At 62.2% G+C, this 22,632-nt stretch carries 20 protein-coding genes; 4 read left to right on the top strand and 16 right to left on the bottom strand.

The genetic code is table 11. The features are described 5' to 3' along the window. Positions 1–6 precede the first annotated feature (6 nt). The 3 genes from NKH91_RS25785 to NKH91_RS25775 all read right to left on the bottom strand — a co-directional run bounded on the left by NKH91_RS25785 (position 7) and on the right by NKH91_RS25775 (position 3,260). Positions 7–1,017, bottom strand: a complete 1,011-nt coding sequence (locus tag NKH91_RS25785) for an Hsp33 family molecular chaperone (protein WP_023719494.1) — start codon at positions 1,015–1,017, stop codon at positions 7–9. A gap of 117 nt (positions 1,018–1,134) precedes the next feature. Further along, on the bottom strand, positions 1,135–2,046 hold the full coding sequence (gene argF, locus NKH91_RS25780; protein ID WP_031194171.1) for an ornithine carbamoyltransferase: 912 nt from the start codon (positions 2,044–2,046) through the stop codon (positions 1,135–1,137). 14 nt (positions 2,047–2,060) lie between these two features. Then, a complete protein-coding gene (locus NKH91_RS25775; RefSeq protein ID WP_023719496.1) occupies positions 2,061–3,260 on the bottom strand; it encodes an aspartate aminotransferase family protein in 1,200 nt (399 codons plus the stop codon). A 354-nt stretch (positions 3,261–3,614) separates the two neighbouring features. On the opposite strand from NKH91_RS25775, the gene NKH91_RS25770 reads away from it, so the two are divergent. Then, positions 3,615–4,139 carry a GcrA family cell cycle regulator gene (locus NKH91_RS25770; protein ID WP_023719497.1) on the top strand — a complete coding sequence of 175 codons (525 nt, stop codon included), beginning with the start codon at positions 3,615–3,617 and terminating at the stop codon, positions 4,137–4,139. A 69-nt stretch (positions 4,140–4,208) separates the two neighbouring features. Here NKH91_RS25770 and NKH91_RS25765 read toward each other — a convergent pair whose 3' ends face one another. The 3 genes from NKH91_RS25765 to NKH91_RS25755 form a co-directional block, all read right to left on the bottom strand. Then, positions 4,209–5,216 (bottom strand): magnesium and cobalt transport protein CorA, encoded by a 1,008-nt coding sequence (locus NKH91_RS25765; protein ID WP_023677347.1) that lies wholly within the window; start codon positions 5,214–5,216, stop codon positions 4,209–4,211. 192 nt (positions 5,217–5,408) lie between these two features. Further along, positions 5,409–6,134 carry a phosphate signaling complex protein PhoU gene (phoU, locus tag NKH91_RS25760; protein ID WP_023719498.1) on the bottom strand — a complete coding sequence of 242 codons (726 nt, stop codon included), beginning with the start codon at positions 6,132–6,134 and terminating at the stop codon, positions 5,409–5,411. 113 nt (positions 6,135–6,247) lie between these two features. Beyond that, positions 6,248–7,513: an ATP-binding protein gene (locus tag NKH91_RS25755; protein WP_352885281.1), complete on the bottom strand. Its 1,266-nt coding sequence runs from the start codon at positions 7,511–7,513 to the stop codon at positions 6,248–6,250. A 109-nt stretch (positions 7,514–7,622) separates the two neighbouring features. On the opposite strand from NKH91_RS25755, the gene ppk2 reads away from it, so the two are divergent. After that, entirely contained in the window at positions 7,623–8,525 is a 903-nt protein-coding gene (gene ppk2 / locus NKH91_RS25750) for a polyphosphate kinase 2 (RefSeq protein WP_352482484.1), read from the top strand. Positions 8,526–8,549: 24 nt separating this feature from the next. Here the strand turns inward: ppk2 and NKH91_RS25745 are convergent, their stop codons facing one another. The 3 genes from NKH91_RS25745 to NKH91_RS25735 form a co-directional block, all read right to left on the bottom strand. Continuing rightward, entirely contained in the window at positions 8,550–9,299 is a 750-nt protein-coding gene (locus NKH91_RS25745) for an enoyl-CoA hydratase-related protein (RefSeq protein ID WP_023719501.1), read from the bottom strand. 14 nt (positions 9,300–9,313) lie between these two features. Continuing rightward, positions 9,314–9,952 (bottom strand): acyl-homoserine-lactone synthase, encoded by a 639-nt coding sequence (locus NKH91_RS25740; protein WP_023719502.1) that lies wholly within the window; start codon positions 9,950–9,952, stop codon positions 9,314–9,316. Between the two features lie 97 nt (positions 9,953–10,049). After that, positions 10,050–10,781, bottom strand: a complete 732-nt coding sequence (locus tag NKH91_RS25735; RefSeq protein ID WP_352482485.1) for a helix-turn-helix transcriptional regulator — start codon at positions 10,779–10,781, stop codon at positions 10,050–10,052. A 271-nt stretch (positions 10,782–11,052) separates the two neighbouring features. On the opposite strand from NKH91_RS25735, the gene NKH91_RS25730 reads away from it, so the two are divergent. Beyond that, on the top strand, positions 11,053–11,904 hold the full coding sequence (locus tag NKH91_RS25730; RefSeq protein WP_352482486.1) for an ABC transporter substrate-binding protein: 852 nt from the start codon (positions 11,053–11,055) through the stop codon (positions 11,902–11,904). Between the two features lie 14 nt (positions 11,905–11,918). Here the strand turns inward: NKH91_RS25730 and NKH91_RS25725 are convergent, their stop codons facing one another. Continuing rightward, positions 11,919–12,329 carry a tellurite resistance TerB family protein gene (locus tag NKH91_RS25725; RefSeq protein WP_023719505.1) on the bottom strand — a complete coding sequence of 137 codons (411 nt, stop codon included), beginning with the start codon at positions 12,327–12,329 and terminating at the stop codon, positions 11,919–11,921. A 247-nt stretch (positions 12,330–12,576) separates the two neighbouring features. On the opposite strand from NKH91_RS25725, the gene NKH91_RS25720 reads away from it, so the two are divergent. Next, a complete protein-coding gene (locus NKH91_RS25720) occupies positions 12,577–14,232 on the top strand; it encodes a lysine--tRNA ligase (RefSeq protein WP_352482488.1) in 1,656 nt (551 codons plus the stop codon). Here the strand turns inward: NKH91_RS25720 and NKH91_RS25715 are convergent. From NKH91_RS25715 to NKH91_RS25690, 6 genes are all read right to left on the bottom strand, one after another. Next, positions 14,195–15,031 carry a thermonuclease family protein gene (locus tag NKH91_RS25715; RefSeq protein ID WP_352493783.1) on the bottom strand — a complete coding sequence of 279 codons (837 nt, stop codon included), beginning with the start codon at positions 15,029–15,031 and terminating at the stop codon, positions 14,195–14,197. The two genes, NKH91_RS25720 and NKH91_RS25715, sit on opposite strands and share 38 nt — an antisense overlap. A gap of 11 nt (positions 15,032–15,042) precedes the next feature. Beyond that, a complete protein-coding gene (locus tag NKH91_RS25710) occupies positions 15,043–15,687 on the bottom strand; it encodes a S24 family peptidase (protein WP_023719508.1) in 645 nt (214 codons plus the stop codon). Positions 15,688–15,768: 81 nt separating this feature from the next. Continuing rightward, on the bottom strand, positions 15,769–17,988 hold the full coding sequence (locus tag NKH91_RS25705; RefSeq protein WP_352885280.1) for a 3-hydroxyacyl-CoA dehydrogenase NAD-binding domain-containing protein: 2,220 nt from the start codon (positions 17,986–17,988) through the stop codon (positions 15,769–15,771). A gap of 12 nt (positions 17,989–18,000) precedes the next feature. Then, entirely contained in the window at positions 18,001–19,209 is a 1,209-nt protein-coding gene (locus NKH91_RS25700; protein ID WP_352885279.1) for an acetyl-CoA C-acetyltransferase, read from the bottom strand. Between the two features lie 31 nt (positions 19,210–19,240). After that, complete coding sequence (locus NKH91_RS25695; protein WP_023719511.1) at positions 19,241–20,410, bottom strand: acyl-CoA dehydrogenase family protein; 1,170 nt, start codon at positions 20,408–20,410, stop codon at positions 19,241–19,243. A 114-nt stretch (positions 20,411–20,524) separates the two neighbouring features. After that, positions 20,525–22,321 (bottom strand): acyl-CoA dehydrogenase, encoded by a 1,797-nt coding sequence (locus tag NKH91_RS25690; protein ID WP_352885278.1) that lies wholly within the window; start codon positions 22,319–22,321, stop codon positions 20,525–20,527. Positions 22,322–22,632: the final 311 nt, after the last annotated feature.

Below are 22,632 nucleotides of genomic sequence, written 5' to 3'. Positions count from 1 at the left end.
CGCTCGTTATTGAGCCGCTGCAAATTCCGCCGGGTCGAAGTCATATTGCTTCGAGCAGAATTCGCAGGCGACGTGAATGCTACCATCCTCGGTGCTGTCTCTGATCTCCTCGGCGGAAAAACCCTCGAGGATGCCGCGGATCTTCTCCCTCGAGCATGAGCACTGGTCGGCGACCGGCACGCCGCCGAAGACGCGGACACCATGCTCGTGGAACAGCCGGTAAAGCAGCCGCTCGGCGCCGATAGTCGGATCGATCAGCTCGGTCGGTTCAATAGTACCAAGCAGCGCCAGCAGTTCCTGCCAGGAATTGTCGGTCGGGTCGTGGATTTCCTCACGCGGATCGCCGTCGCCCCCGGGAAGGTCGGGTACGCGCATGCGTTCCGGCGACTGCGGCAGGAATTGTGCCAGCAGGCCACCGGCGCGCCATTGCTCGCGGGCACCGCCGACGCCGGGCGTCAGAAGCTTGGCCACCGAAAGCCGTAGGTCGGTCGGAATCTGCTCCGATTGGCGGAAATAGGTGCGTGCGGCTTCTTCCAGCGTGACGCCGTCGAGCTGGACGATGCCCTGGTAGCGTTGCGTGTGGGCGCCCTGGTCGATTGTCAGCGCCAGGACGCCGCTGCCGAGCAGCGTCTGCGGCGACGTCTCGCCGGCAGCCGTCAAAGCCTCCAGCCGGTCGGCATCGAAGCGGGCATAGGCGCGCAGCGCGTGCGGCGTGGAGAAATCCGCGACCAGCATATCGACCGGCCCGTCGGTGCGGGTCTGCAGAATGAACTTGCCCTCGAACTTCAACGAAGTTCCGAGCAGGACGGTCAGCACACAGGCTTCGGCCAGTAGTCGTGCCACCGGCTCGGGATACTCGTGGCGGCTGAGAATAGCGTCGAGCATCGGCCCGAGCTGGACGGTACGGCCGCGCACGTCGAGCGGGCCGACCTCAAACGGCACGACATGGTCGTCGCCGGCGTAGCCGAACTCGCCGAGCTTGGGTTGATGTTCAGCCAATTGACGAGTTTCCAACATGACAAAGCTCCGGGGCGCGGCGATGCCGCCCTCCGGGGCGCATGCGACGAGACGCGCTCGATTTGCGTGATGCGCCTGAGATAGGCACCACGAACTCCCGGATCAAGGCGGCCCGGATCAAGCGCCCAGGCACCAGGCCAAAACCGCCTTCTGGGCGTGGAGCCGGTTCTCGGCCTCGTCGAACACCACCGAATGCGGCCCATCGATGACCTCGTCGGTAACCTCCTCACCGCGATGCGCCGGCAGACAGTGCATGAACAGCGCGTCCGGCTTGGCTTTCGCCATCAGGGCCGCGTTGACCTGATAGGGCAAGAAGACATTGTGGCCGCGCGCACGGTGCTCCTGACCCATCGAGACCCAGCAGTCGGTGACGATGCAGTCGGCCTCGTGAACGGCCTCCTCGGGCGAACGAGTGAATTTCAGCTTGCCGCCATTGGCCTTCGACCAGTCGACATGCCTCTGAGCCGGTTCGCTGCCTTCGGGCACGGCGACGTTCAGCTTGAAGCGGAACCGCGCAGAGGCCTCCAGTAAAGAATGCAGGACATTATTGCCGTCGCCGGTCCAGGCGATCGTCTTGCCGGCCACCGGACCGCGGTGCTCTTCGAAGGTCATGATGTCGGCCATCAACTGGCAGGGATGGGTTTCGTCGGTCAGCCCGTTGATGACGGGCACCGTAGCGTTTTCCGTCAGTTCCAGCAGCCGGTCATGCGAGGTGGTGCGGATCATGATGGCATCGACATAGCGCGACAGCACCTTGGCCGTGTCTGCAATAGTCTCGGAACGGCCAAGTTGCATCTCGGTGCCAGTCAGCATGATCGTCTCGCCACCCAACTGCCGCATGCCGACGTCGAACGACACGCGCGTGCGCGTCGAGGGCTTGTCGAAGATCATCGCCAGCACCTTGCCTTCGAGCGGCTTGGTGCGTTCGCCGGCCTTGAGCCTCGCCTTTCGCACAGCTGCGTCGTCGAGCATGAAGCGCAGATCGCCTTCGGAAACGGCGGAAAGATCGGTGAAGTGGCGAAGGGACATCAGGAATTCCAGGATTACTTCGCGGCGGCAGCGACGATGGCATCAGCCAGGCTCTTGGCGCCGGCACGAATGCGCTCGAGCCCCTCGTGGATCTCGGCATCGGTGACGGTGAGAGGCGGCAACAGACGGATAACGTTGTCGCCGGCCGGAACCGTCAAGAGATGCTGGTCGCGCAGTGCCACCGTAACCTTGGTGTTGGGCATCGCGCATTTAAGGCCGAGCATCAGGCCGGTGCCCCTGATGCTTTCGATAACGTCCGGAAATTCGTCGGCGACACCGGCCAGCCCCTGTTTCAAGAGCAGCGCCTTGCGCCGGACGTCATCGAGAAAGCCGTCTTCCAGCACCACGTCGAGCACGGCGTTGCCGACCGCCATGGCCAGCGGATTGCCGCCGAAGGTGGTGCCGTGCACGCCGGCGGTCATGCCGGCCGCTGCCTCGTCGGTGGCGAGGCAGGCGCCCATCGGGAAGCCGCCGCCGATGCCCTTGGCCACCGCCATGAGGTCGGGTGTGACACCCGCCCACTCATGCGCGAACAGCTTTCCGGTGCGGCCGACGCCGCATTGGACCTCGTCGAAAATCAAGAGCAGTCCGTGCTGATCGCAGAGCTGCCTGAGCCGCTTCAGCGATTGCGACGGTACTTGCCTGATGCCGCCCTCACCTTGCACCGGCTCGATCAGGATCGCCGCGGTTTCAGGCGTGATCGCCTTTTCGGCGGCGTCGATGTCGTCGAAGCCGACTTGGTCGAAGCCGTCGACCTTGGGGCCGAAACCTTCCAGATATTTGTACTGGCCGCCGGCGGCGATGGTCGCCAGGGTGCGGCCATGGAAGGCGCCTTCGAAGCTGATGGTGCGGAAGCGCTCGGGATGGCCCTTGACGAAGTGATAGCGCCGCGCCGTCTTGATGGCGCATTCAAGCGCCTCTGCGCCGGAATTGGTGAAGAACACCTTGTCGGCGAAGCTGGCGTCGGCCAGCCGCTCGCCGAGCCGGCTCTGTCCCGGAATCTCGTACAGATTGGAGACGTGCCAGAGCTTGGCGGCCTGTTCAGTGAGGGCCGCGACCAGATGCGGATGGCTGTAGCCCAATGAATTCACGGCGATGCCGCCTGCGAAATCGAGATATCGCTCGCCCTTGTCGGTGACCAGCCAGGTGCCTTCACCGTGGTCGAAAGCCAGGGGTGCGCGAACAAAGGTCTCGAAAAGCGCCGAACCGCTCATTATATGCGTCTCCGGAACCGGAAAATCAAAAAGCCGCCAAAGCGGCGGCCCTTGTGGCTTATCGTGTTTTTCGGCCGTGAAGTCAACGAAAAGGTCGCGCAAGGACGTGCGGCAAGCCCCCCAGCACAATGCCGGCTCATAAGCGACCGGGCAAGTTGGGGAAAACCGAAAAAACCGATTCGTGTTGGCCTTGGGACTCTTGTCACCGAGTCAGCGCATAAGGTAATTGTAGTAGAGAAATAACTAGATTTCGTGCGGCGGACCTAATCACCCGATATATGTGGTGTCTGCCCGGCAGAAGCCGGGTCGGGAATGGATTCCGATTGCCGCACTTTTCAGCAGGAGCGCGGTCTCATGAACTGGACTGACGAGCGAGTCGAACTTCTCAGAAAATTGTGGTCGGAGGGTCTCAGCGCCAGCCAGATCGCCGCACAGCTTGGTGGGGTCAGCCGCAATGCGGTCATCGGCAAAGTGCACCGGCTGAAACTGTCCGGCCGCGGACGCACAACCGCATCACCGGCACGCCAGAAGAAGACGGTACAGGGATCGACGATCCAGAAATCGGTGTCGCGGGCAGCAAGCGCCACGCGCCATGCCACCACGTCGATGTCGATCGGTGCGACCGCGCTCAAGGCGCAGTTCGATGCCGAACCGGTGTCGCGCCACTATATCCGCCCGGTCGAAAACGTCGTCGTGCCGATCTCCCGGCATCTGCAACTCGTCGAGCTGAACGAGCGCACCTGCAAGTGGCCGAATGGCGATCCGCTTTCGGAAGACTTCCATTTCTGCGGCAACGACGCCGCCGAAACCGGACCCTACTGCAAGTACCACGCCCGGGTGGCGTTCCAGCCGGCGTCGGAGCGGCGGCGGAGCAGGTGAATGGTGGCGGCTTGAGCCTGGCGTAAGAAGCAAGGCTCCCATTTAGCCCTATTCACTATTCACCTCTCTTCAAAGCCACCCATTCTTGCGAAACCGCCAGTAAAGAAACGTGCAGATCAGGGCGATTGCCGCCAGTACGGCCGGGTAGCCATATTCCATCCTCAGTTCCGGCATGTCGCTGAAATTCATGCCGTAGATGCCGGCGAATGCTGTCGGCACGGCCAAGATGGCGGCCCATGAGGCAAGCTTCTTGGAGATCGCCGTCTCCTGACTCTGGCCGACCAGAAGGCTCGCCTCGAAGGCGAAGGCGAGAACCTCACGCAGGCTGTCGATCTTTTCCTGGACCGTGCGGATGTGGTCGGTGACGTCGCGAAACAGCGGGTGCATGGCTGTATGGATTTGCGGCAGATCGGCGCTGGTCAGCCGCCGGCAGACCTCCACCAGCGGCAGGGCCGCATTACGCAGGCGCAAGAGATCGCGGCGCAGCATGTAAAGCCGCTCGATGTCGGAGCCGGTCATCGGCTTCAGCAGAACCTTGTCCTCGATCGCCTCGACCTCGTTTTCGATCTGCTCGAGCACCGGCATGTAGTTGTCGACGATGAAATCGAGAATGGCGTAGAGGACGAAATCCTCGCCCTTGGCGAGGGAATGCGGACAGCTTTCCCAGTGCTGGCGAACGGCGGCGTAGGAGGTCGACGGGCCATGCCTGACGCTGACAATGTAGCCAGCGCCGACGAACAGATGCGTCTCGCCGAAGGTGACACGGCTGTCGATCAGCTGCGCCGTGCGGGCAACGATGAACAGGGCATCACCATATTGCTCGATCTTCGGCCGTTGGTGCGGATGCTCGGCGTCCTCGATCGCCAACTCGTGCAGATGGAATTGCGCCTGGACGCGCAGCAATAAATTGCGGTCGGGCTCCAGCAGTCCGATCCAGACGACATGGCCCGGCTTCCCGGCCCATTCGCCGGCTTCCTCGATCGGTATGTCGGCGATGCGCCGCCCAGCCGTATAGACGCCGCAAGCGATTATGCCCGACATCGGCGGCGCGGGAGCAAACTCGCGGACATATTCCATCCCAGCCTCCTGAAGGCAGGCTTTCATCGCGGAACTGAGAAGTCGGCGCGTCGAAAGCTTAGCGCAATTTGCTCTCAGGTGGCGAATCCGAAATTCGCATTAGTGTCGAGCAGCAGGGGAGCTGCTTTTCGGATTTGAGAGCCACTCCACCAAGTGGCAACTCTAGCGGCCACCACGTTTTGTTTCGAGAACTCACTTCGCAGGCAGCGTTGCGGGAAGAATTATCTTATCCGTCTTGTCGCCCTTCGGGCGATCGGCCGGCATCTGATCGCCGGTGACGATATAGTAGATCGTCTCGGCGATGTTGGTGGCGTGGTCGCCGATGCGCTCGATGTTCTTGGCGCAAAACAGGAGATGCGTGCAGGGCGTGATGTTGCGTGGGTCTTCCATCATGTAGGTCAACAACTCGCGAAACAGCGAGGTGTACATGGCATCGATCTGGTCGTCGCGGTCGCGCACGAAACCGATTTTCTCCACCGACCGCGACGCGTAGACGTCGAGCACTTCCTTGAGCTGGGTCAGTGCCAGATTGGCCAAAGCCTCGAGGCCGCGGAACAGGCTGTTCGGCTGGCGCCCGTCGGCGACGGCAACCACCCGCTTGGCGATGTTCTTGCCGAGGTCGCCCACCCGTTCGAGGTCCGCCGAGATGCGGATCGCGCCGACGATCTCGCGCAGATCCGTCGCCATCGGCTGGCGCTTGGCGATGATGATGATCGCCTTGTCGTCGATCTCACGCTGCCCCTCATCCAGAACCAGGTCGTCTCGAATGACTTTCTGGGCGAGCCCCGGATTCGCATTGACCAGCGCCGCTACTGCCTGCTCGACCATGCGCTCGGCATGCCCGCCCATCGCCGCGATGCGCTTCGACAGATATTTCAGCTCCTCGTCATAGGCGCTGACGATGTGCACGGACTGCATGGACGAATGCCTTCCCGGATCTTCTGGTTGAGTCGTTCGCTCGAATCCCCGCTGATACGCTAGCCGGATGACAGAAAAAAGAAACGGCCCATCATGTGGTAGATAGTACGGCGTCAGCGAGCCGGCAAATGGACCGTGAACGCCGCGCCCTTGCCGACCTCCGACCTGATGGAGAGTCTGGCGTTGTGGCGGGTTAGGATATGCTTGACGATGGACAGGCCAAGGCCGGTGCCCTTTTGGGTCCGGCTGTTCTCGACATCGACGCGGTAGAAGCGCTCGGTGATGCGCGGGATATGTTCTTCGGGGATGCCGGGGCCGAAATCCCTGATGGTGACGTCGATGCCCGGCTCGGGATCGCTGTCGCCGCGCGTGATCGACACCACGACGCGTCCACCGGACTGACCGTATTTGCAGGCGTTTTCTAGCAGGTTTTCAAAAACCTGGAAAAGCTCGTCGCGATCGCCGGGCACGTCGAGCGGCCCTTGCGCGAAATCCCGCTCGATGACGACGCCGCTTTCCTTGGCCAGCGGCCCAAGCGAATCGATGACGCTGTCGATGGCCTGGCGCAGATCGACCTCGGTTCCCGGCTTGAGATAGGGCTTCATCTCCAGGCGTGACAGCGACAGAAGGTCGTCGATGAGGCGCGCCATGCGGCTGGTCTGGTTCTGCATGATCTGCAGGAACTGCTCGCGTGCCGCGGGGTCGTTGCGGGCCGGCCCGCGCAGCGTCTCGATGAAGCCAGCGATCGAGGCGAGAGGCGTGCGCAACTCGTGGCTGGCATTGGCAATGAAGTCGGCGCGCATTCTGTCGATCCGGCGCGCCTCGCTCTGGTCCTTGAACACCAGCACGTAGAGATCCGTGGCGTGGCCGACAGAAGACGCGCTCACCCGATAAGCTCGTTCGACCGGCAGCTTCTCGATGTAGTCGACGCTGTCCGAAGCGACGTTGCCCGACAAGATATTATCCAGCAAGGCCTGCATTTCCGGCGCGCGGAATTTCAGCGACAGCGATACGCCGGGGGCAATCCCACCAAAGGCTGCAAAGGCGGCGGCGTTGGCATGGACGATGGCGGCAGAGCGATCGAAAATGATCAGCGGATCGGCAACCGCCGCCGCGAGATATTCGCCGGAAAGCCGTTGCAGGCCGCTCGCCTCGATGGCCGCGGCATTTTCGGTCGATTGATGCGCGACGCCGGCCGGCAGCATCGCAGCGGCAACCAGCACGGCGCCTGCCAGCAGCACCACATAGCCGGCTATGCCGGCAAAACCATATACCATCAGAACTGCAACGAAGCCGGCCGCCAGCAGCCAGCGGCTGTTCCACAGCCGCATGGCGACGGCTTGCGCCCTGCCTTTCCGCTCTGTGCCGATGTCGGCCATTTGCGCTCCGTCGCCTGCGCTCCGTCTGCGGCCACCTCAAGAACTTCCTGCTGGACCGGCATGGAGGCTCCCAATAGCATGAGTCCGGAAGCTGGAAAGGTTCGTCTCGATGAAAAACGCCAAGGAAGGCCCCGCTACAGGTTCGTCGGGGCCGTTGAAGATCATGATCGACGGCAAGGAGCGGGAGTTCGACATCGAGGCCCCCACTCTTCCGGACTGGGTCGAGGACCGCAAGCTGACCGCCGGCGGCTATCCCTACGACAAGAAGATGAAGAGCGAGGGGTATGACGAGAGGCTCGAGCAGCTGCAGATCGAGCTGGTCAAGGCGCAGGCGTGGCTACAGTCGACGGGCAAGCGGGTGATGTCGCTGTTCGAGGGACGCGACGCCGCCGGCAAGGGCGGCACGATCTTCGTTTTGCGCCAGTATCTGAACCCTCGGACGGCGCGCAACGTGGCGCTGACCAAGCCAACACCCACTGAGCTTGGACAATGGTACTTCCAGCGCTACGTCGACCACTTCCCGACGTCGGGCGAATTCGTCACCTTTGACCGCTCCTGGTACAACCGCGCCGGCGTTGAACCGGTGATGGGATTCTGCACGCCCGCGCAGCACGAGCAATTTCTGGACGAGGTTCCGCATTTCGAGCGGATGATCCGCAACGAGGGCATCTATTTCTTCAAATTCTGGCTGAACATCGGCAGGGAAACGCAGCTTGAGCGATTCCATGACCGTCGCTGGAGCCCGCTGAAGAGCTGGAAGTTTTCGCCGATCGACATCGCCGGCATCACCAAATGGGACGACTACACCAAGGCGCGCGACCTGATGGTCGAACGCACGCACAAGGAGTTCGCGCCCTGGATCATTGTGCGGGCGAACGACAAACGGCGCGCACGGCTGGCGGTCATGCAGCGCATTCTCCTGTCACTTCCCTATGACGGCCGTGACCTCGACGTCATCGGCAAGGAGGACAAGAAGATCATCGGCGAAGGGCCGACTTTCCTCGAAAAATAAGCTCACCTCATCGATTCACGGCTCTCATGCCGCCATCCGGGCAATCCGCTGCAGCCGCTTCAGCGTGGTGTCGTCCTGCAGCGCCTGCTGGAAAAGCGAGATCTCCTGATCGATGCGGTCGCAGAGCGCGCCGGTGTCCCCCCTAAGCAGGTCGCGCGTCTGCAGCAGTGCCGCGACTGGCTTCTTGGCGAGCTGCCTGGCTCTGGCCAACGTGGCTTCCTCGACACTGACGTCCGTCACGATCTCGCCGACAAGGCCGAGCTGCCTGGCATCTTCGGCGGCGAGCGTGTCGCCGAGGCAGAAGAAGCGGAACGCACCGGCATAGCCGAGCTTCTGCGGCGCCAGGATGCTGGTCGCCGCGTCCGGCACCAGGCCGAAATCGACGAACGGCACCCGGAACGTGCTCTTGCTCGAGGCGATCACCATGTCGCAGTGGAACAGGATGGTGCAGCCGACGCCGACGGCGTCGCCGTCGACACAGGCAAGCACCGGTTTCGGGAACGTCGCCAGCGTGCGGAACATATCGGTGACGGCGGCGATCAATCGCCGATGTTTGGTGGCATCGAGAAATTCGGAGAAATCAGCACCGAGGCAAAAGCACCCGGCCAGGCCGCGCAGGACCACGACGCGGACGTCGTCATCGACAGCGGCTTCATGGAATGTCCTGGCCAGGCTTTCGTAGGCCCGCCTGTCCAGCACCGGGCGGCCGTCACCCGACGATACGGTGACGATCAGCGTGTGATTGCGGAATTCTGTTTTTGAGTGAACGTTCATGGCCCTCTCCAATCTTACGAGGCGCGTCTCTGTCCGAGCATGTCCGGGTACCCTCTGGCCAGCACCGGCGCAAAGTGATTGCGGCGCGATCGCACCACGTCGAGCGTGTGCTCGTTGAAGGTGAGCAGTGTGGCAACGACCTGCTGGTTGCCATAGGTCCGCTGATAGCCGAGCGGCGTTGCCAGGAAATGCAGTTGCAGCGCGCGAAGCACCCACATCGGCTCGAATTCGATGATCACTTGGTTGACGTTGCGCTTCAGACCCCACTCGACGAAGCCGGCGATCAGTTCGGTGCCCACCGTCGACACGCCGCGCCGGCCGTCGCGGAATCCCGGCGCAACCGCATAGCGGGTCAGTTCATAGACATTCGGCCCCGACGGTGGGGTTCCCTCATAAAGGTCCGCCAGCACATCGGTTAGAAGATGTGCCCGGGTCGTCGGCAACATACGCTGGTAACCGGCGAGCTCGCCATTGCGGATGACGATCTGGTGCACTGCCTCGTCGTGGTCGAATTGATCGATCTCGAGGCCATCGGGGCGCTGCAGATCGGTCCATCCCATCTCCTCGACGAAAATCTTGTAACGCAACCGATGAACTGCCTCCCAAAGGCCTGGGCGTTCCATCAATTCCTGGGTGGTGAGGGAAAAAAGCATTTGCCGTCTCCTAGGTTCAATAGGAAAATACGGCCGTGCTCCCCCGAGAAAATTGCGCGATCACGTAGGCAAGAATTTCTAGGCCGGCGCGGCCGACCTAGTTAATATAGCCGCGCCTTATCGCTTCCGCGACGGCTTGGACCCGGTTGACGGCACCGAGTTTGCTTTTGGCGTTAAGAAGGTGTTTCTCTGACGTGTGTTCCGAAATGCCGAGAATTTGGGAAATCTCCCATTCGGACTTGCCAACGGCGGCCCATTGCAGGCATTCGCGCTCACGCGGCGTCAATTCGACATGGTCGATGGTTTTGCCCGCCATGGTGTGGAGCTGCATGGCGCGGCCAATCGCATAAGTCGAGACCAACGAGACCAACCCGAACTCGGCGCCCGACAATTCGACAGCCTCGCCGCCCAGCGACACCATGACGATCTGGCCATCGAGCGTGATCAGCGGGAAGGCCAACCCGTCGCGCAGCTTGAATTCACCGGCGTCGCCCATCACCTCGCCGCCGCTCTTGCCGATGCGGATGCCCTGAGACGCTTCCCGCCACTGGAACGGCGCCTGAAGCTGCTTCATGTGGCTGACGACGGGATCGTGATCGACGTAGTTGCGTGCGACGTAGCGCTCAAGCCATTCAGCCGGCCAGTCGCAAAGCAGCACATGGTTCTTTTGCTGATTTTTCGGCGTTCCAGGTTGCGGAACCGTCCCGGCCATCAGCGCCGTCAGCCCGAACCCGCTTGTTACCCCCAGCAGCTTTTCGCAGACGGCGGCCGCTGTGCCGGCGTGCTGCAACTGATCTATCAACTCCAGGGTACGATCGAAATGACCCATCGCAACATCTACCCCATGTTGCCTTCCGCGCTTGAGACCAATGGCAGTGATCAACCCGCACTACGCCATCAACCCCGGACTGCAAAGCTGCTCCCTCTGTACGCCCCACCGCTCCTCTTGAGCCGGCATCATACAGTCACTTGCAAACTCACTAAACAATATCCCTAAATTGCCATGATGAAACCAAAAACCGTTGTGCCTGAGTTATTTTCGTACAAGAACCTGTGTTATTTCGTACGAAAGCCGGGGCAAGACTGGACGGAGTCGTCGCGTGGCGTTTCGGTGCATATCCATTTCATTGATCTCGATGCTGATCGGAGTGCAATCGCTTGCGGGTGCTGCGCGCGCTGCGGAGCCGCAGGTGCCGGTGTTTTGGGACGCCAAGGTGCGGCTGCCAAAGCCGGACCTTTCGATGCTGCCGCGGCTGCGATTCCTGACCACCACCGATTTCCCGCCCTTCAACTTTCTCGACGGGGCAGGCCGACTGTCCGGCTTCCATGTGGACCTGGCGCGCGCCATCTGCGCCGAGCTCGGCATTGCCGAAAAATGCCAGATCCAGGCGCTGCCCTGGGCCGAGCTCGAAGGCGCGCTGCGGAAAGGCGAAGGCGAAGCGATCATTGCCGGAATCGCCGCCACGCCGGAATCGCGGTCGAAATACGCGTTTTCACGCTCCTACCTGCAATTTCCGGCACGCTTCGTCGTGCCGAAGACACAGGCGCTGACGGAACCAATGTTCGACAAGCTGCGCAGCAAGCGTGTCGGCGTGATCGCCGGCTCCGGGCATGAGCGGATGCTGCGCGATTATTTCGGCGACGTCCAAATCGTCCCCTTCGCAAAGCCGGAGGAGCTTTATGGCGAGCTGAAAGCCGGCAAGATCGACGCCGCCTTCGGCGATGGCATGCGTTTTGCGTTCTGGCTCGGCGGTTCGGATGCGGCGGGCTGCTGCCGCTTTGCCGGCGGCCCCTATCTGGCGCCCGAATATCTCGGCTCGGGCATGGCGATCGCCACCAGGGCCGACGATCCGGCCCTGGCCGCCGCTTTCGACTATGCGCTGCAGGAAATTTCGGTGAAAGGCACGTTCGCCGAGTTCTATCTGCGCTATTTTCCGGTCAGCTTTTTCTGAGCTTGGCTGCTGGCTCAGGTCAGCGTGCGAAGGCGGGCCTTGGCGGCTCGCGCGATGGCGGCGACCGTCAGCGCATCGAGGTCGAGTTCCCGGCGGACGAGCTGCAGCACGCGCACCTCCTCCAGTCGCATTTCGAGATCGACGGCCGCGACCTCGAAGGCAGCGGCATAGGCGGTGTCACGCAGGCGGTCGGGCAGCGCCTCGGCGACGCGCGCCAGGACGCCCTCCAGCCCGTCCTTTTCTTGCAGCATTTTCTGGCAGGCCTGGGCGACCTCGACCAGCCGCTCCTGATTGAAATCCTCAAACACCGGCCAGGATCGAACGACGTCGCCGATCCGCGCCAGTTCGACATCGGTCATGTCGCGGTCTGACGCCGAGGTGATGACCATCAGGTAGATCATGGCTTCGTGTGGCGACAATGGCATTTACAACTCCTTGAGACGGGTCCCGAAGTTAGGAACGAGGGACCGGCGCCGCAAGGAAAAAGAGCCGCGATCGTTGACGCTCCGGTCAGGCCCTGAAGCCTGATCCATACCGATTAAATGGGACGGGGCTCATATCTTCTTGCCTGATCACGGTCCTGCCCGGAAACCGGGTTCCACTTTTCGGGATCATAGTCTAGAGCATGCGGCTGCCGGCACGGATGCCGGCAAAGCTGCAGGAAATAGCATCATGGCCGGACAACAGCCGATCGATCTCAGCCCGGAAGTCCTCACCGCGGCCGCCGAAAGCAAGGCGTGGCCGTTCGAGGAAGCGAAAAAGATCGTCGCCCGCTACGCGAGCAGCGGCTACCCGGAAACGGTGCTGTTCGAGACCGGCTACGGCCCGTCGGGGCTGCCGCATATCGGCACTTTCGGCGAGGTGGCGCGCACATCTATGGTGTGCCACGCCTTCCGCGTGCTGACCGAAGACAAGGTCAAGACGCGGCTGCTGTGCTTCTCCGATGACATGGACGGATTGCGCAAGGTGCCGGACAATGTGCCTAACAAGGACATGCTGCGCGCGTATCTCGGCAAGCCGCTGACCAGGATACCGGACCCTTTCTCCAATGAGTATCCGTCCTTCGGCGCCGCCAATAACGCACGGTTGCGCGCCTTCCTCGACCGTTTCGGCTTCGATTACGAATTCGCTTCCTCGACCGACTATTATACTTCCGGCCGCTTCGACGCGACGCTGCTCAAGATGCTCGAGCGCTTCGATAAGGTGATGGCAATTATGCTGCCGTCGCTGCGTGAAGAGCGGGCGCAGAGCTATTCGCCCTTCCTGCCGATCCATCCCAAGACCGGCATCGTCATGCAAGTCGCGATCGATGAGCGCAAGCTCGACGCCGGCACCATCGTGTGGCGCGACCCGGACACCGGCGAGCGCTTCGAGACGCCGGTGACCGGCGGTCATGCCAAGCTGCAATGGAAGCCAGACTGGGCGATGCGCTGGGCAGCACTCGGCGTCGATTACGAGATGTCCGGCAAGGATCTGATCGATTCCGTCAAGCTCGCCGGGCAGATTTGCCGTGCGCTCGATGCTCCAGCGCCGGAGGGCTTCAATTATGAGCTGTTCCTCGACGAGCACGGCCAGAAGATCTCGAAGTCGAAGGGCAATGGGCTAACCATCGACGAGTGGCTGACTTATGCGCCGACCGAGAGCCTTAGCCTTTATATGTTCCAGCGCCCGCGAACCGCGAAGAAGCTTTATTTCGACGTCATCCCGAAGGCGGTAGACGAATATTACACGTTCCTCTCTGCTTATCAGAAGCAGGATTGGAAAGAACGGCTGGGCAATCCGGTCTGGCACATGCATGACGGCAATCCGCCTATCATCGACCTGCCGGTGTCGTTCGCGCTGCTGCTCAACCTGGTCAGCGCCTCGAATGCGCAGAACAGGGACGTGCTGTGGGGCTTCATTTCGCGCCACGCACCGGGTGTGACGCCGGCAACTCACCCCGAACTCGACCGGCTGACCGAATATGCGATCCGCTATTTCGACGATTTCGTGAAGCCGGCTAAGGTGTACCGTGCCGCCGACGCGGTCGAGCGCGAGGCGCTGACCAAACTTTCGGAAGCGCTCGCCGCGCTGCCCGCTGACGCCGCCGGCGAGGCGATCCAGAACGCCGCCCTCAATGTCGCGCGCAAGATCGAGCGCTACCAGGATCGTTCCAAGCAGAGCCCTGAGGGTGGACCCGGCGTCTCCGTCGCCTTCTTCCAGATGATTTATCAGGTGCTGATAGGTCAGGAACGCGGGCCGCGCTTCGGTTCCTTCGCCGCACTCTACGGCATTGCCGAAACGCGTGAGCTCATTCGACGGGCGCTTGCTGGTCAGCTGGCGGCTTGAGGACGCCGTCCTGCTCCTCCAGGATCGAGCCCGGCGCCACAGGCGCGGATCGCGACGCAGCCGGGAGCGGCGGCAGGCCTGAGACGCTCGGCGCCGGCCCGAAGACGCCCTTTTTCGCTGCACGCGCCTTCTCGCCGGCTTCTATGTAAGCGCCGCCCTTGGCGGCGCGCGCCCAGCCGTTTTCGACCAACCATTGGCCGATATCCTGATTGCCGATCCGGCACTCGGCGGCGATCAGGTCACGGCCGCCTTCGGGCGGCACGGCACAGACCACCGCACGACCGCGCAGAAAAGCGCGGAAGGCAGTTCGCGCCCGGATGCCGCAACTCCAAGACTTGCCGCCGTCGGTGCAAGTCTCGTCCTGCTTGACGATGTCGATGCCGGAAACCGCAATCGAATAGCCCTTTGCCTCGATGACCCCGGCGGCCGGCGCGACCGGCTGGAACAGTTTCGTGCCTTTCCAGTCGTCAGGCATTTTCGTTTTTGGCGGCCTGGGCAGTCCGGCCAATGCCAGATCGCTCAACGGTGCGCGCGGCTCAATCCGTTCAAGCTCGTCGGAACCGAGCTGCGGCGGCACCACGATTTCCGGATCGATTGCCCTTGAATGCGTAGCCTGCTTGGCCGCCTCTGGTTTCGAGATGGCCGACGTAGCCGGCGCGGCGGGCTGGGGTTCAGCGCTGACCTGAATTTGCTCGCCAGGGCCGCCGCTTTGGTTCTGGACGGCACGGCCGCCAGCGACAATTGCCGTGGCCATCGCCGGAATCGCCAGAACGGCCAAGGCAAGGTGAGGCAGACGCACCGGCCCCGCGCCTACTGGCTTGCCCAGACAATCCGCGCCACCCATTCGACATCACGCATGGGGATGTCGCGGTCCGGATGATCGGGATTGAGGGAGACCAGCGCGATCGACTTCGGTGTCTGGCGGTCGAGCACCTTGGCCATCACCTCGCCGGCATTGGTCTTGACGACGACGCGATCGCCCTTTCGTATGATAGCCCCCGGCTCGACGATCAGGACATCGCCATTGCGGTAAAGCGGCAGCATGGAATCGCCCTGGACCTTCAACGCATAGGAGGTTTCGGTTGCCCGTGCCGGCAGCTCGATCAGGTCCCATCCCTGCCCCGCCGGAAACCCGGCGTCGTCGAAGAAGCCACCGGCGCCCGCCTGGGCGAAGCCGAGCAGCGGCACCGACGATTTCTGCACGGGCAGTGCGCCGGAATTACCCCGGCCTTCGACCAGCCCCGCAAATTCATCCAGCGAGGCGCCGGTCGCCTCGATGATCTTGGCCAGCGATTCGGTCGACGGCCAGCGCGGCCGCCCATCCGAGGACAGCCGCTTCGATTTGTTGAAGGCCGTCGAGTCGAGGCCAGCGCGCCTGGCCAGCCCGGAGGCCGAAAGCGAATAACGCTCGGCGAGAGCGTCGATGGCGGCCCAAACGCGGTCATGCGAGAGCACCTTGCTCTCCTTCGAAACAGGAAAAAATACCTTCCCTGTTCTACCTCTTGGCCGCCATCTTGTCCACCGCCGAAGACGGCGTCACGCTGCCTCCTTGGCCTCGTTCCTGTCATAGGGATCGAAACGCTCATAGAAGGTCTCGCCCTTCTCGGCCATGTCGAGCAGCAGCTTCGGCGCCCTGAACTCGGCGCCGTATTTCTTCTGCAGGCGCTTGGCGATCTTGACGAATTTCTTCGCGCCGATGCCGTCGATGTAGGACAGTGCACCGCCTGTGTAGGGCGCGAAGCCGAAGGCCAGGATCGAGCCGACATCGGCCTCGCGTGGATCGGTAACGATGCCCTCCTCCATCACCCGTGCCGCCTCAAGCGCGATGGTGACCAGCAGCCGCTGCTTCAGCTCCTCATAATCGACCCTCTCCGGCGCCAGTTGCGGGTAGAGGTCCCTGAGGCCTGGCCACAGCTTCTTCTTGGCAGGTTTTGCCGGATAGTCGTAGAAGCCCTTGCTGTTCTTGCGACCCAAGCGACCGTGTGTGTCGACCATCGTGCTGATCAGCGCCATCTGCTTCGGGTCGACCGCCTTGTCGCCGAGATCGCGCATCGTCTGCTTCATGATCTTCTGGGCAAGGTCGATCGCGGTCTCGTCGGTCAACGCCAGAGGACCGACCGGCATGCCGGCGGCTTTCGCCGCATTCTCGATCATCGGCGCCGGAACACCTTCGATCAGCATCTTGTAGGCTTCCGACATGTAGCGCAGTACGCAGCGATTGACATAGAAACCGCGCGTATCGTTGACGACAATCGGGGTTTTCTTGATGGCGCGGACAAAGTCGATCGCGGTGGCCAGCGCTTTGTCGCCGGTCTTCTTGCCGAGGATGATCTCGACCAGCATCATCTTGTCGACCGGCGAGAAGAAGTGGATGCCGATGAAATTCTTTGGCCGCGCCGAATTCCTGGCCAGCGATGTAATCGGTATGGTGGACGTATTCGAGGCGAAGGTCGCCGAAGGCTTGAGCACAGCCTCGGCCTGTTCGGTGGCGCCCTTCTTTACGGCCGAATCCTCGAATACCGCCTCGACGACAAGATCGCAGCCGGCGAGATCGGCGTAATCGGCCGTCGGCGTGATCAGCGTCAGCAACTGGTCCTTGTCCTGTGGCTTGGCACGGCCCTTCTTCACCTGATCCGAGATAAGGTTGTCGGAATGCGCCTTGCCCTTGGCGGCAGACTCCATGTCACGGTCGAGCAGCACCACCGGAATGCCCGCCTTGGCCGTCACATAGGCAATGCCGGCGCCCATGAAGCCGGCGCCGAGCACGCCGATCTTCTTAAACCTCGTTTCCGGCACACCGGCCGGGCGGCGCGCGCCCTTGTTCAGTTCCTGGAGCGACACGAACAACGAGCGGATCATCGCTGCCGCTTCCCTGGTCTGCATGATCTCGGTGAAGTAGCGCTGCTCGATCCGCAAGGCGGTGTCGAACGGCACCAGCAAGCCCTCGTAAACGCATTTCAGGATGGCGGCAGCGGCGGGATAGTTGCCATAGGTCTCGCGGCGCAGGATGGCGATGGCCGGCGGCCACAGATTGGCACCGGCCACCGAATAGATCGGAGCGCCGGGCAGCTTGAAGCCTTTTTCGTCCCAGGGCGCCACCGGTTTCAAGCCGTTCCTGATCATCGCCTTGGCGGTTTCGACCAGCTTGTCCGGCTCGGCAATCTCATGGATCAGGCCCATCGACTTGGCCTTCTGCGGCGACAGCGTCTGGCCGGAGGTCAGCATTTGCAGCGCCTGCTGCTGGTCGGTCAGCCGCGGCACGCGCTGGGTTCCGCCGGCGCCGGGGAAAATGCCGATCTTCACTTCGGGAAGTGCCATCCTCACTTTGTCGGAATCGGCCGCGACACGGCCATGGCAGGCGAGCGACAATTCGAACGCGCCGCCCATGCAGGTGCCGTTGATCGCCGAAACCCACGGCTTACCCGAGGTTTCCAGCTTACGGAACAGGCCGTTCATATAGCCCGCATTGTCGAACAGCGCCTTGGTCGCCTTCTCTGGGTCCTTTGCCTTGTCGGCGGCGAAGGTCGCCAGCATCTTCTGCAGCATGGTGATGTCGGCGCCGCTCGAGAACGTATCCTTGCCGGAGGTAATGACCGCCGCCTTGATCGCTGCATCGGTCGCCACCTTGTCGACGATGACGTTCAGCTCGAGCATCACCTCTTGGGTGAAGACGTTCATCGAACGGTCCGGCATGTCCCAGGTGACCAAAGCAATGCCGTCGGCGTCGGTGTCGAGGGTGAAATTGGTATAGCTCATCATCTCTCTCCGTCAGACGCGTTCGATGATCGTTGCGGTGCCCATACCGGCGCCGATGCAAAGCGTCACCAGCGCGGTGTTCAGGTCGCGGCGTTCCAATTCGTCCAGCACCGTACCGAAGATCATCGCACCGGTGGCGCCCAGCGGATGGCCCATGGCGATGGCGCCGCCATTGACGTTGATCCGGTCATGAGGAATGTCGAAAGCCTGCATGTAGCGCAGCACCACCGAAGCGAAGGCCTCGTTAAGCTCGAACAGGTCGATGTCCGACAGCTTCATCTTCGCCCGCCTCAACAGCTTTTCGGTGACGTCGACCGGACCGGTCAGCATCAGCACCGGTTCGGAGCCGATGTTGGCAAAGGCGCGGATACGCGCGCGCGGCTTGAGGTCGAGCGTCTTTCCCGCCTTTTTCGAGCCGAGCAGCACGGCCGCCGCGCCATCGACGATGCCGGACGAATTTCCGGCATGGTGGACGTGGTTGACCTCTTCCACCTCGGGATGCTTCTGCACCGCGAGGGCGTCGAAGCCGCCCATTTCGCCGGGCATGACGAAGGACGGGTTGAGCGCGGCCAGCGACTGCATGTCGGTCGAAGGCCGCATGTGCTCGTCGTGATCGAGAATGGTCAGGCCGTTCTGGTCCTTGACCGAGATCACCGAATTCTTGAAGCGGCCCTCGCCCCACGCCTTGGCGGCACGCTTCTGGCTTTCGACCGCGTAGGCATCGACGTCGTCGCGCGAAAACCCGTATTTGGTGGCGATCAGGTCGGCCGATATGCCTTGCGGCACGAACCAGCCGGGCAGGCCGACCGAAGGATCCATGAACCAGGCGCCGCCGGAGGCGCCCATGCCGACCCGCGACATCGATTCGACGCCACCGGCAATCACGATCTCGTCGGCGCCTTGCGCGATCTTGGCGGCGCCGAAATTGATGGCGTCGAGGCCCGAGGCGCAGAAGCGCGATATCTGCATGCCAGGCGCCTTGGTGTCGTAGCCGGCCTCGAAAGCAGCGGCACGTGGAATGACTGCACCCGCCTCGCCAACCGGATCGACACAGCCGAAGATGATGTCGTCGACGGTGCCGGTGTCCAGCCCGTTGCGGTCGCGCATCGCCTCGAGCACCTTGGCGCCGAGCCGCACCGCCGGCACTTCGTGCAGCGAGCCATCCTTCTTGCCCCTGCCGCGCGGCGTGCGCACGGCATCATAGACGTAAGCTTCGGCCATTTTCCTGCTCCTTGGGTTTGCTGAAAGTCGCTCAGAGAGAGCGCCCGATCAGCAATTTCATGATCTCGTTGGTTCCGCCGTAGATGCGCTGGACGCGGGCGTCGCGGAACATGCGCGCAATCGGATATTCATTCATGTAGCCATAGCCGCCATGCAATTGAAGGCATTCGTCGACGACTTTTCCCTGCAGGTCTGACAGCCAGTATTTGGCCATCGAGGCCGTCACCGGGTCGAGGCCGCCGTTAATGTGGCGGGCAACGCAGTCATTATAGAAGACGCGCCCAATGGTCGCCTCGGTCTTCAATTCGGCCAGCTTGAACTGGGTGTTCTGGAATTCGATGATGGCCTTGCCGAAGGCCTTGCGCTCCTTGACGTAGTCGATGGTAAGAGCCAGCGCCCGCTCGACCATGGCGATAGCAGTGGTGCCGATCTGCAGCCGCTCCTGCGGCAATTGCTGCATCAGCTGGACGAAGCCCTGGCCTTCCTCGTTGCCAAGCAGGTTCGAGGTCGGCACACGCACGTCGTTGAAGAACAGTTCCGACGTGTCGTTGGCCTTGAGGCCGATCTTGTCGAGGTTGCGGCCGCGCTCGAAGCCCTCCACCTCGTCGGTCTCGACGACGATCAGCGAGATGCCCTTGGCACCTTTCTGCGGATCGGTCTTGGTGACGACGATGATGAAGTTAGCGAGCTGGCCGTTGGTGATAAAGGTCTTCGAGCCGTTGAGCTTGTACTGGTTGCCGTCCTTTTCGGCGCGCGTCTTGACGCCCTGCAGGTCGGAGCCCGCACCCGGCTCGGTCATGGCGATGGCGCCGATCAGTTCGCCGGTCGCCAGCCTCGGCAGCCATTTCTTCTTCTGCTCGTCCGAGCCGTAATGGAGGATGTAGGGGGCGACGATCGAATTGTGCAGGCCAATGCCGAACCCGTCGACGCCGACATGGGCGATCGCCTCGATGATGGCGCTCTCATGCGCGAAGCTGCCGCCCGAGCCGCCATATTCCTCCGGCATCGAGGCGCAGAGCAGGCCGGCCGCACCCGCCTTCAGCCAGCTTTCGCGGTCGACCATCTCGTTCTTCTCGAACTCGTCGTAACGCGGCGCGATCTCTTCCGACATGAAGCGGTGCGCCATGTCATAAAGCATGCCGACCTCGTCCGCCGCCCAGGCGGGTTTTGGAAGGCCAAGGATTTCGGCGGGACTGGTCATGTTTATTCTCTGATCCTCCTTCCAAGCACGCCGCCAGAATTGAGGCTGGCGCGCTGCCGTGGCGCCCTCTCCCGGCCGCTTCGCGGCCACCCTCCTCGCGAGGAAGAGGGGAGCCTAGAACGCTTCGGCCGGCAGCGCCATCAATGTGTCGGCGCCGCTGGAGATGCGGGCAAGGTGCGCCGCCGTCTCCGGCATGATCCGCTCCACGAAGAAGCGCGCCGTCACCAGCTTGTTGTCGTAGAAAGACGAAGCGCCGTCGGCGCCATTCGCCAATTTCGCTGCGGCCACCCTGGCCATCTGCGCCCACATATACCCCAGCGCCACCAGGCCGAAGAGATGCATGTAGTCGGTCGAGGCGGCACCGGCATTGTCGGGCCTGGCCATGCCGTTCTGCATCAGCCACATCGTCGCCGCCTGCAGATCGTTGAGGCTCTTCTTCAGCGCCTTGGTGAAGGGCGCCATCTTCTCGTCGGTGCGGTTCTCCTCGCAGAACTCGCCGACTTCCCTAAAGAACGCCTGCACCGCGCGACCGCCATTCAAGGCCAGCTTGCGGCCGACGAGGTCGAGTGCCTGGATGCCGTTGGCACCCTCATAGATCATGGCGATGCGGGCATCGCGGACGAACTGGCTCATGCCGTGCTCTTCTATATAGCCGTGGCCTCCGAACACCTGCTGCGCCATTACCGCATGATCGAAACCCTTGTCGGTGAGCACGCCCTTGACCACCGGCGTCATCAGGCCGGTATAGTCATCGGCTGCCTGGCGATCCTTGTCGTCACCGGAGCGGTGAGCGATGTCGGACTTGATCGCCGTCCACAGCGCCAGCGCGCGGCCGGCCTCGTTGAAAGCCTTCATGGTCATCAGGCTGCGGCGGATGTCCGGATGGACGATGATCGGATCGGCCTTTCTGTCCGGCGCCTTCAGCCCTGACAGCGAGCGGCCCTGCAGACGATCCTTGGCGTAGGAAACCGCATTCTGATAGGCAACCTCCGACAGTGAGAGCCCCTGCAGGCCGACGCCAAGCCGCGCCTCATTCATCATGGTGAACATGGCTTTCAGCCCGCCATTGGCCTCGCCGAGCAGTGTGCCTTCAGCGTCGTCATAATTCATGACGCAGGTCGAATTGCCATGGATACCCATCTTCTCCTCGATCGAGCCACAGGAGACGGTGTTCTTCTCGCCCGGATTGCGTGATGCATCGAGCTTGAGCTTCGGCACGATGAACAGCGAGATGCCCTTCACGCCATCCGGCGCGCCCTCGATACGGGCCAGCACGAGGTGGACGATGTTTCCCGACATGTCATGCTCGCCGGCCGAGATGAATATCTTCTGGCCGGAGATCCTGTAGGTGCCGTCGCCATTTGGAACGGCCTTGGTGCGCAGCAAGCCGAGATCGGTTCCGCAGTGCGGCTCGGTCAGGTTCATGGTGCCGGTCCAGGCGCCCTCGACCAGCTTCGGCAACCATGTCGCCTTCTGCTCTTTGGTGCCATGGGTGATGATCGCAGCGATCGCACCTTGCGTCAGTCCGGCATACATCATCAGCGACATATTGGCCGACACCATATATTCGGCAACCGCAGTATGCACTGCATAGGGCAAGCCTTGCCCGCCAAACTCGACAGGTGCGGCGAGCCCCATCCAGCCACCTTCGCGATACTGGTCGAAGGCTTCCTTGAAGCCTTTTGGCGTCGTCACCGACCCGTCGACATGGCGCACACAACCTTCCACGTCGCCGACACGGTTGAGCGGCTGCATGACGTTTTCGGCGAGCTTCGCGCCCTCGGCAAGGATAGCCTCGAGCACATCCGGCGTCGCGTCGGAAAATCCGGGAAGATTGGAATAGCGCTGATAGCCCAGCACCTCGTTCAGCACGAACAGCGTGTCCCGGATCGGCGCTCTGTAGATCGGCATGCGTTTCCTCCACCATGCGGTCTTGGCCCCGAAATCAGCCTCAGCATATGAGGATGGCAGACGGACCAACATTGCGGTCGAGATAACAAATATTGACGTTTGCGTAAACGTCAATTCTGCGATGGGGCAAATTTTCTCCCGCGCGCCAAGACGGCAAACGGCGAAGGACGGTAACGACGAAGAACCGGGGGGGGGAAGGCGCGGGGGGGTGAATAGGGGGGTAAAAAGTGTGTTATTAACAACAACCCGGCCCCCCGACAATGGCTGTGGTGGGGTGTGGGGGGGGTGGTGGTGAAAAAAAAGCTGGGGGG

This window comes from Mesorhizobium sp. M0894 (assembly GCF_040319725.1).
Classification (GTDB): Bacteria; Pseudomonadota; Alphaproteobacteria; order Rhizobiales; family Rhizobiaceae; genus Mesorhizobium.
Note: the sequence above shows the minus strand (reverse complement) of the source record. Positions and strands in the feature narration are given on the sequence as shown.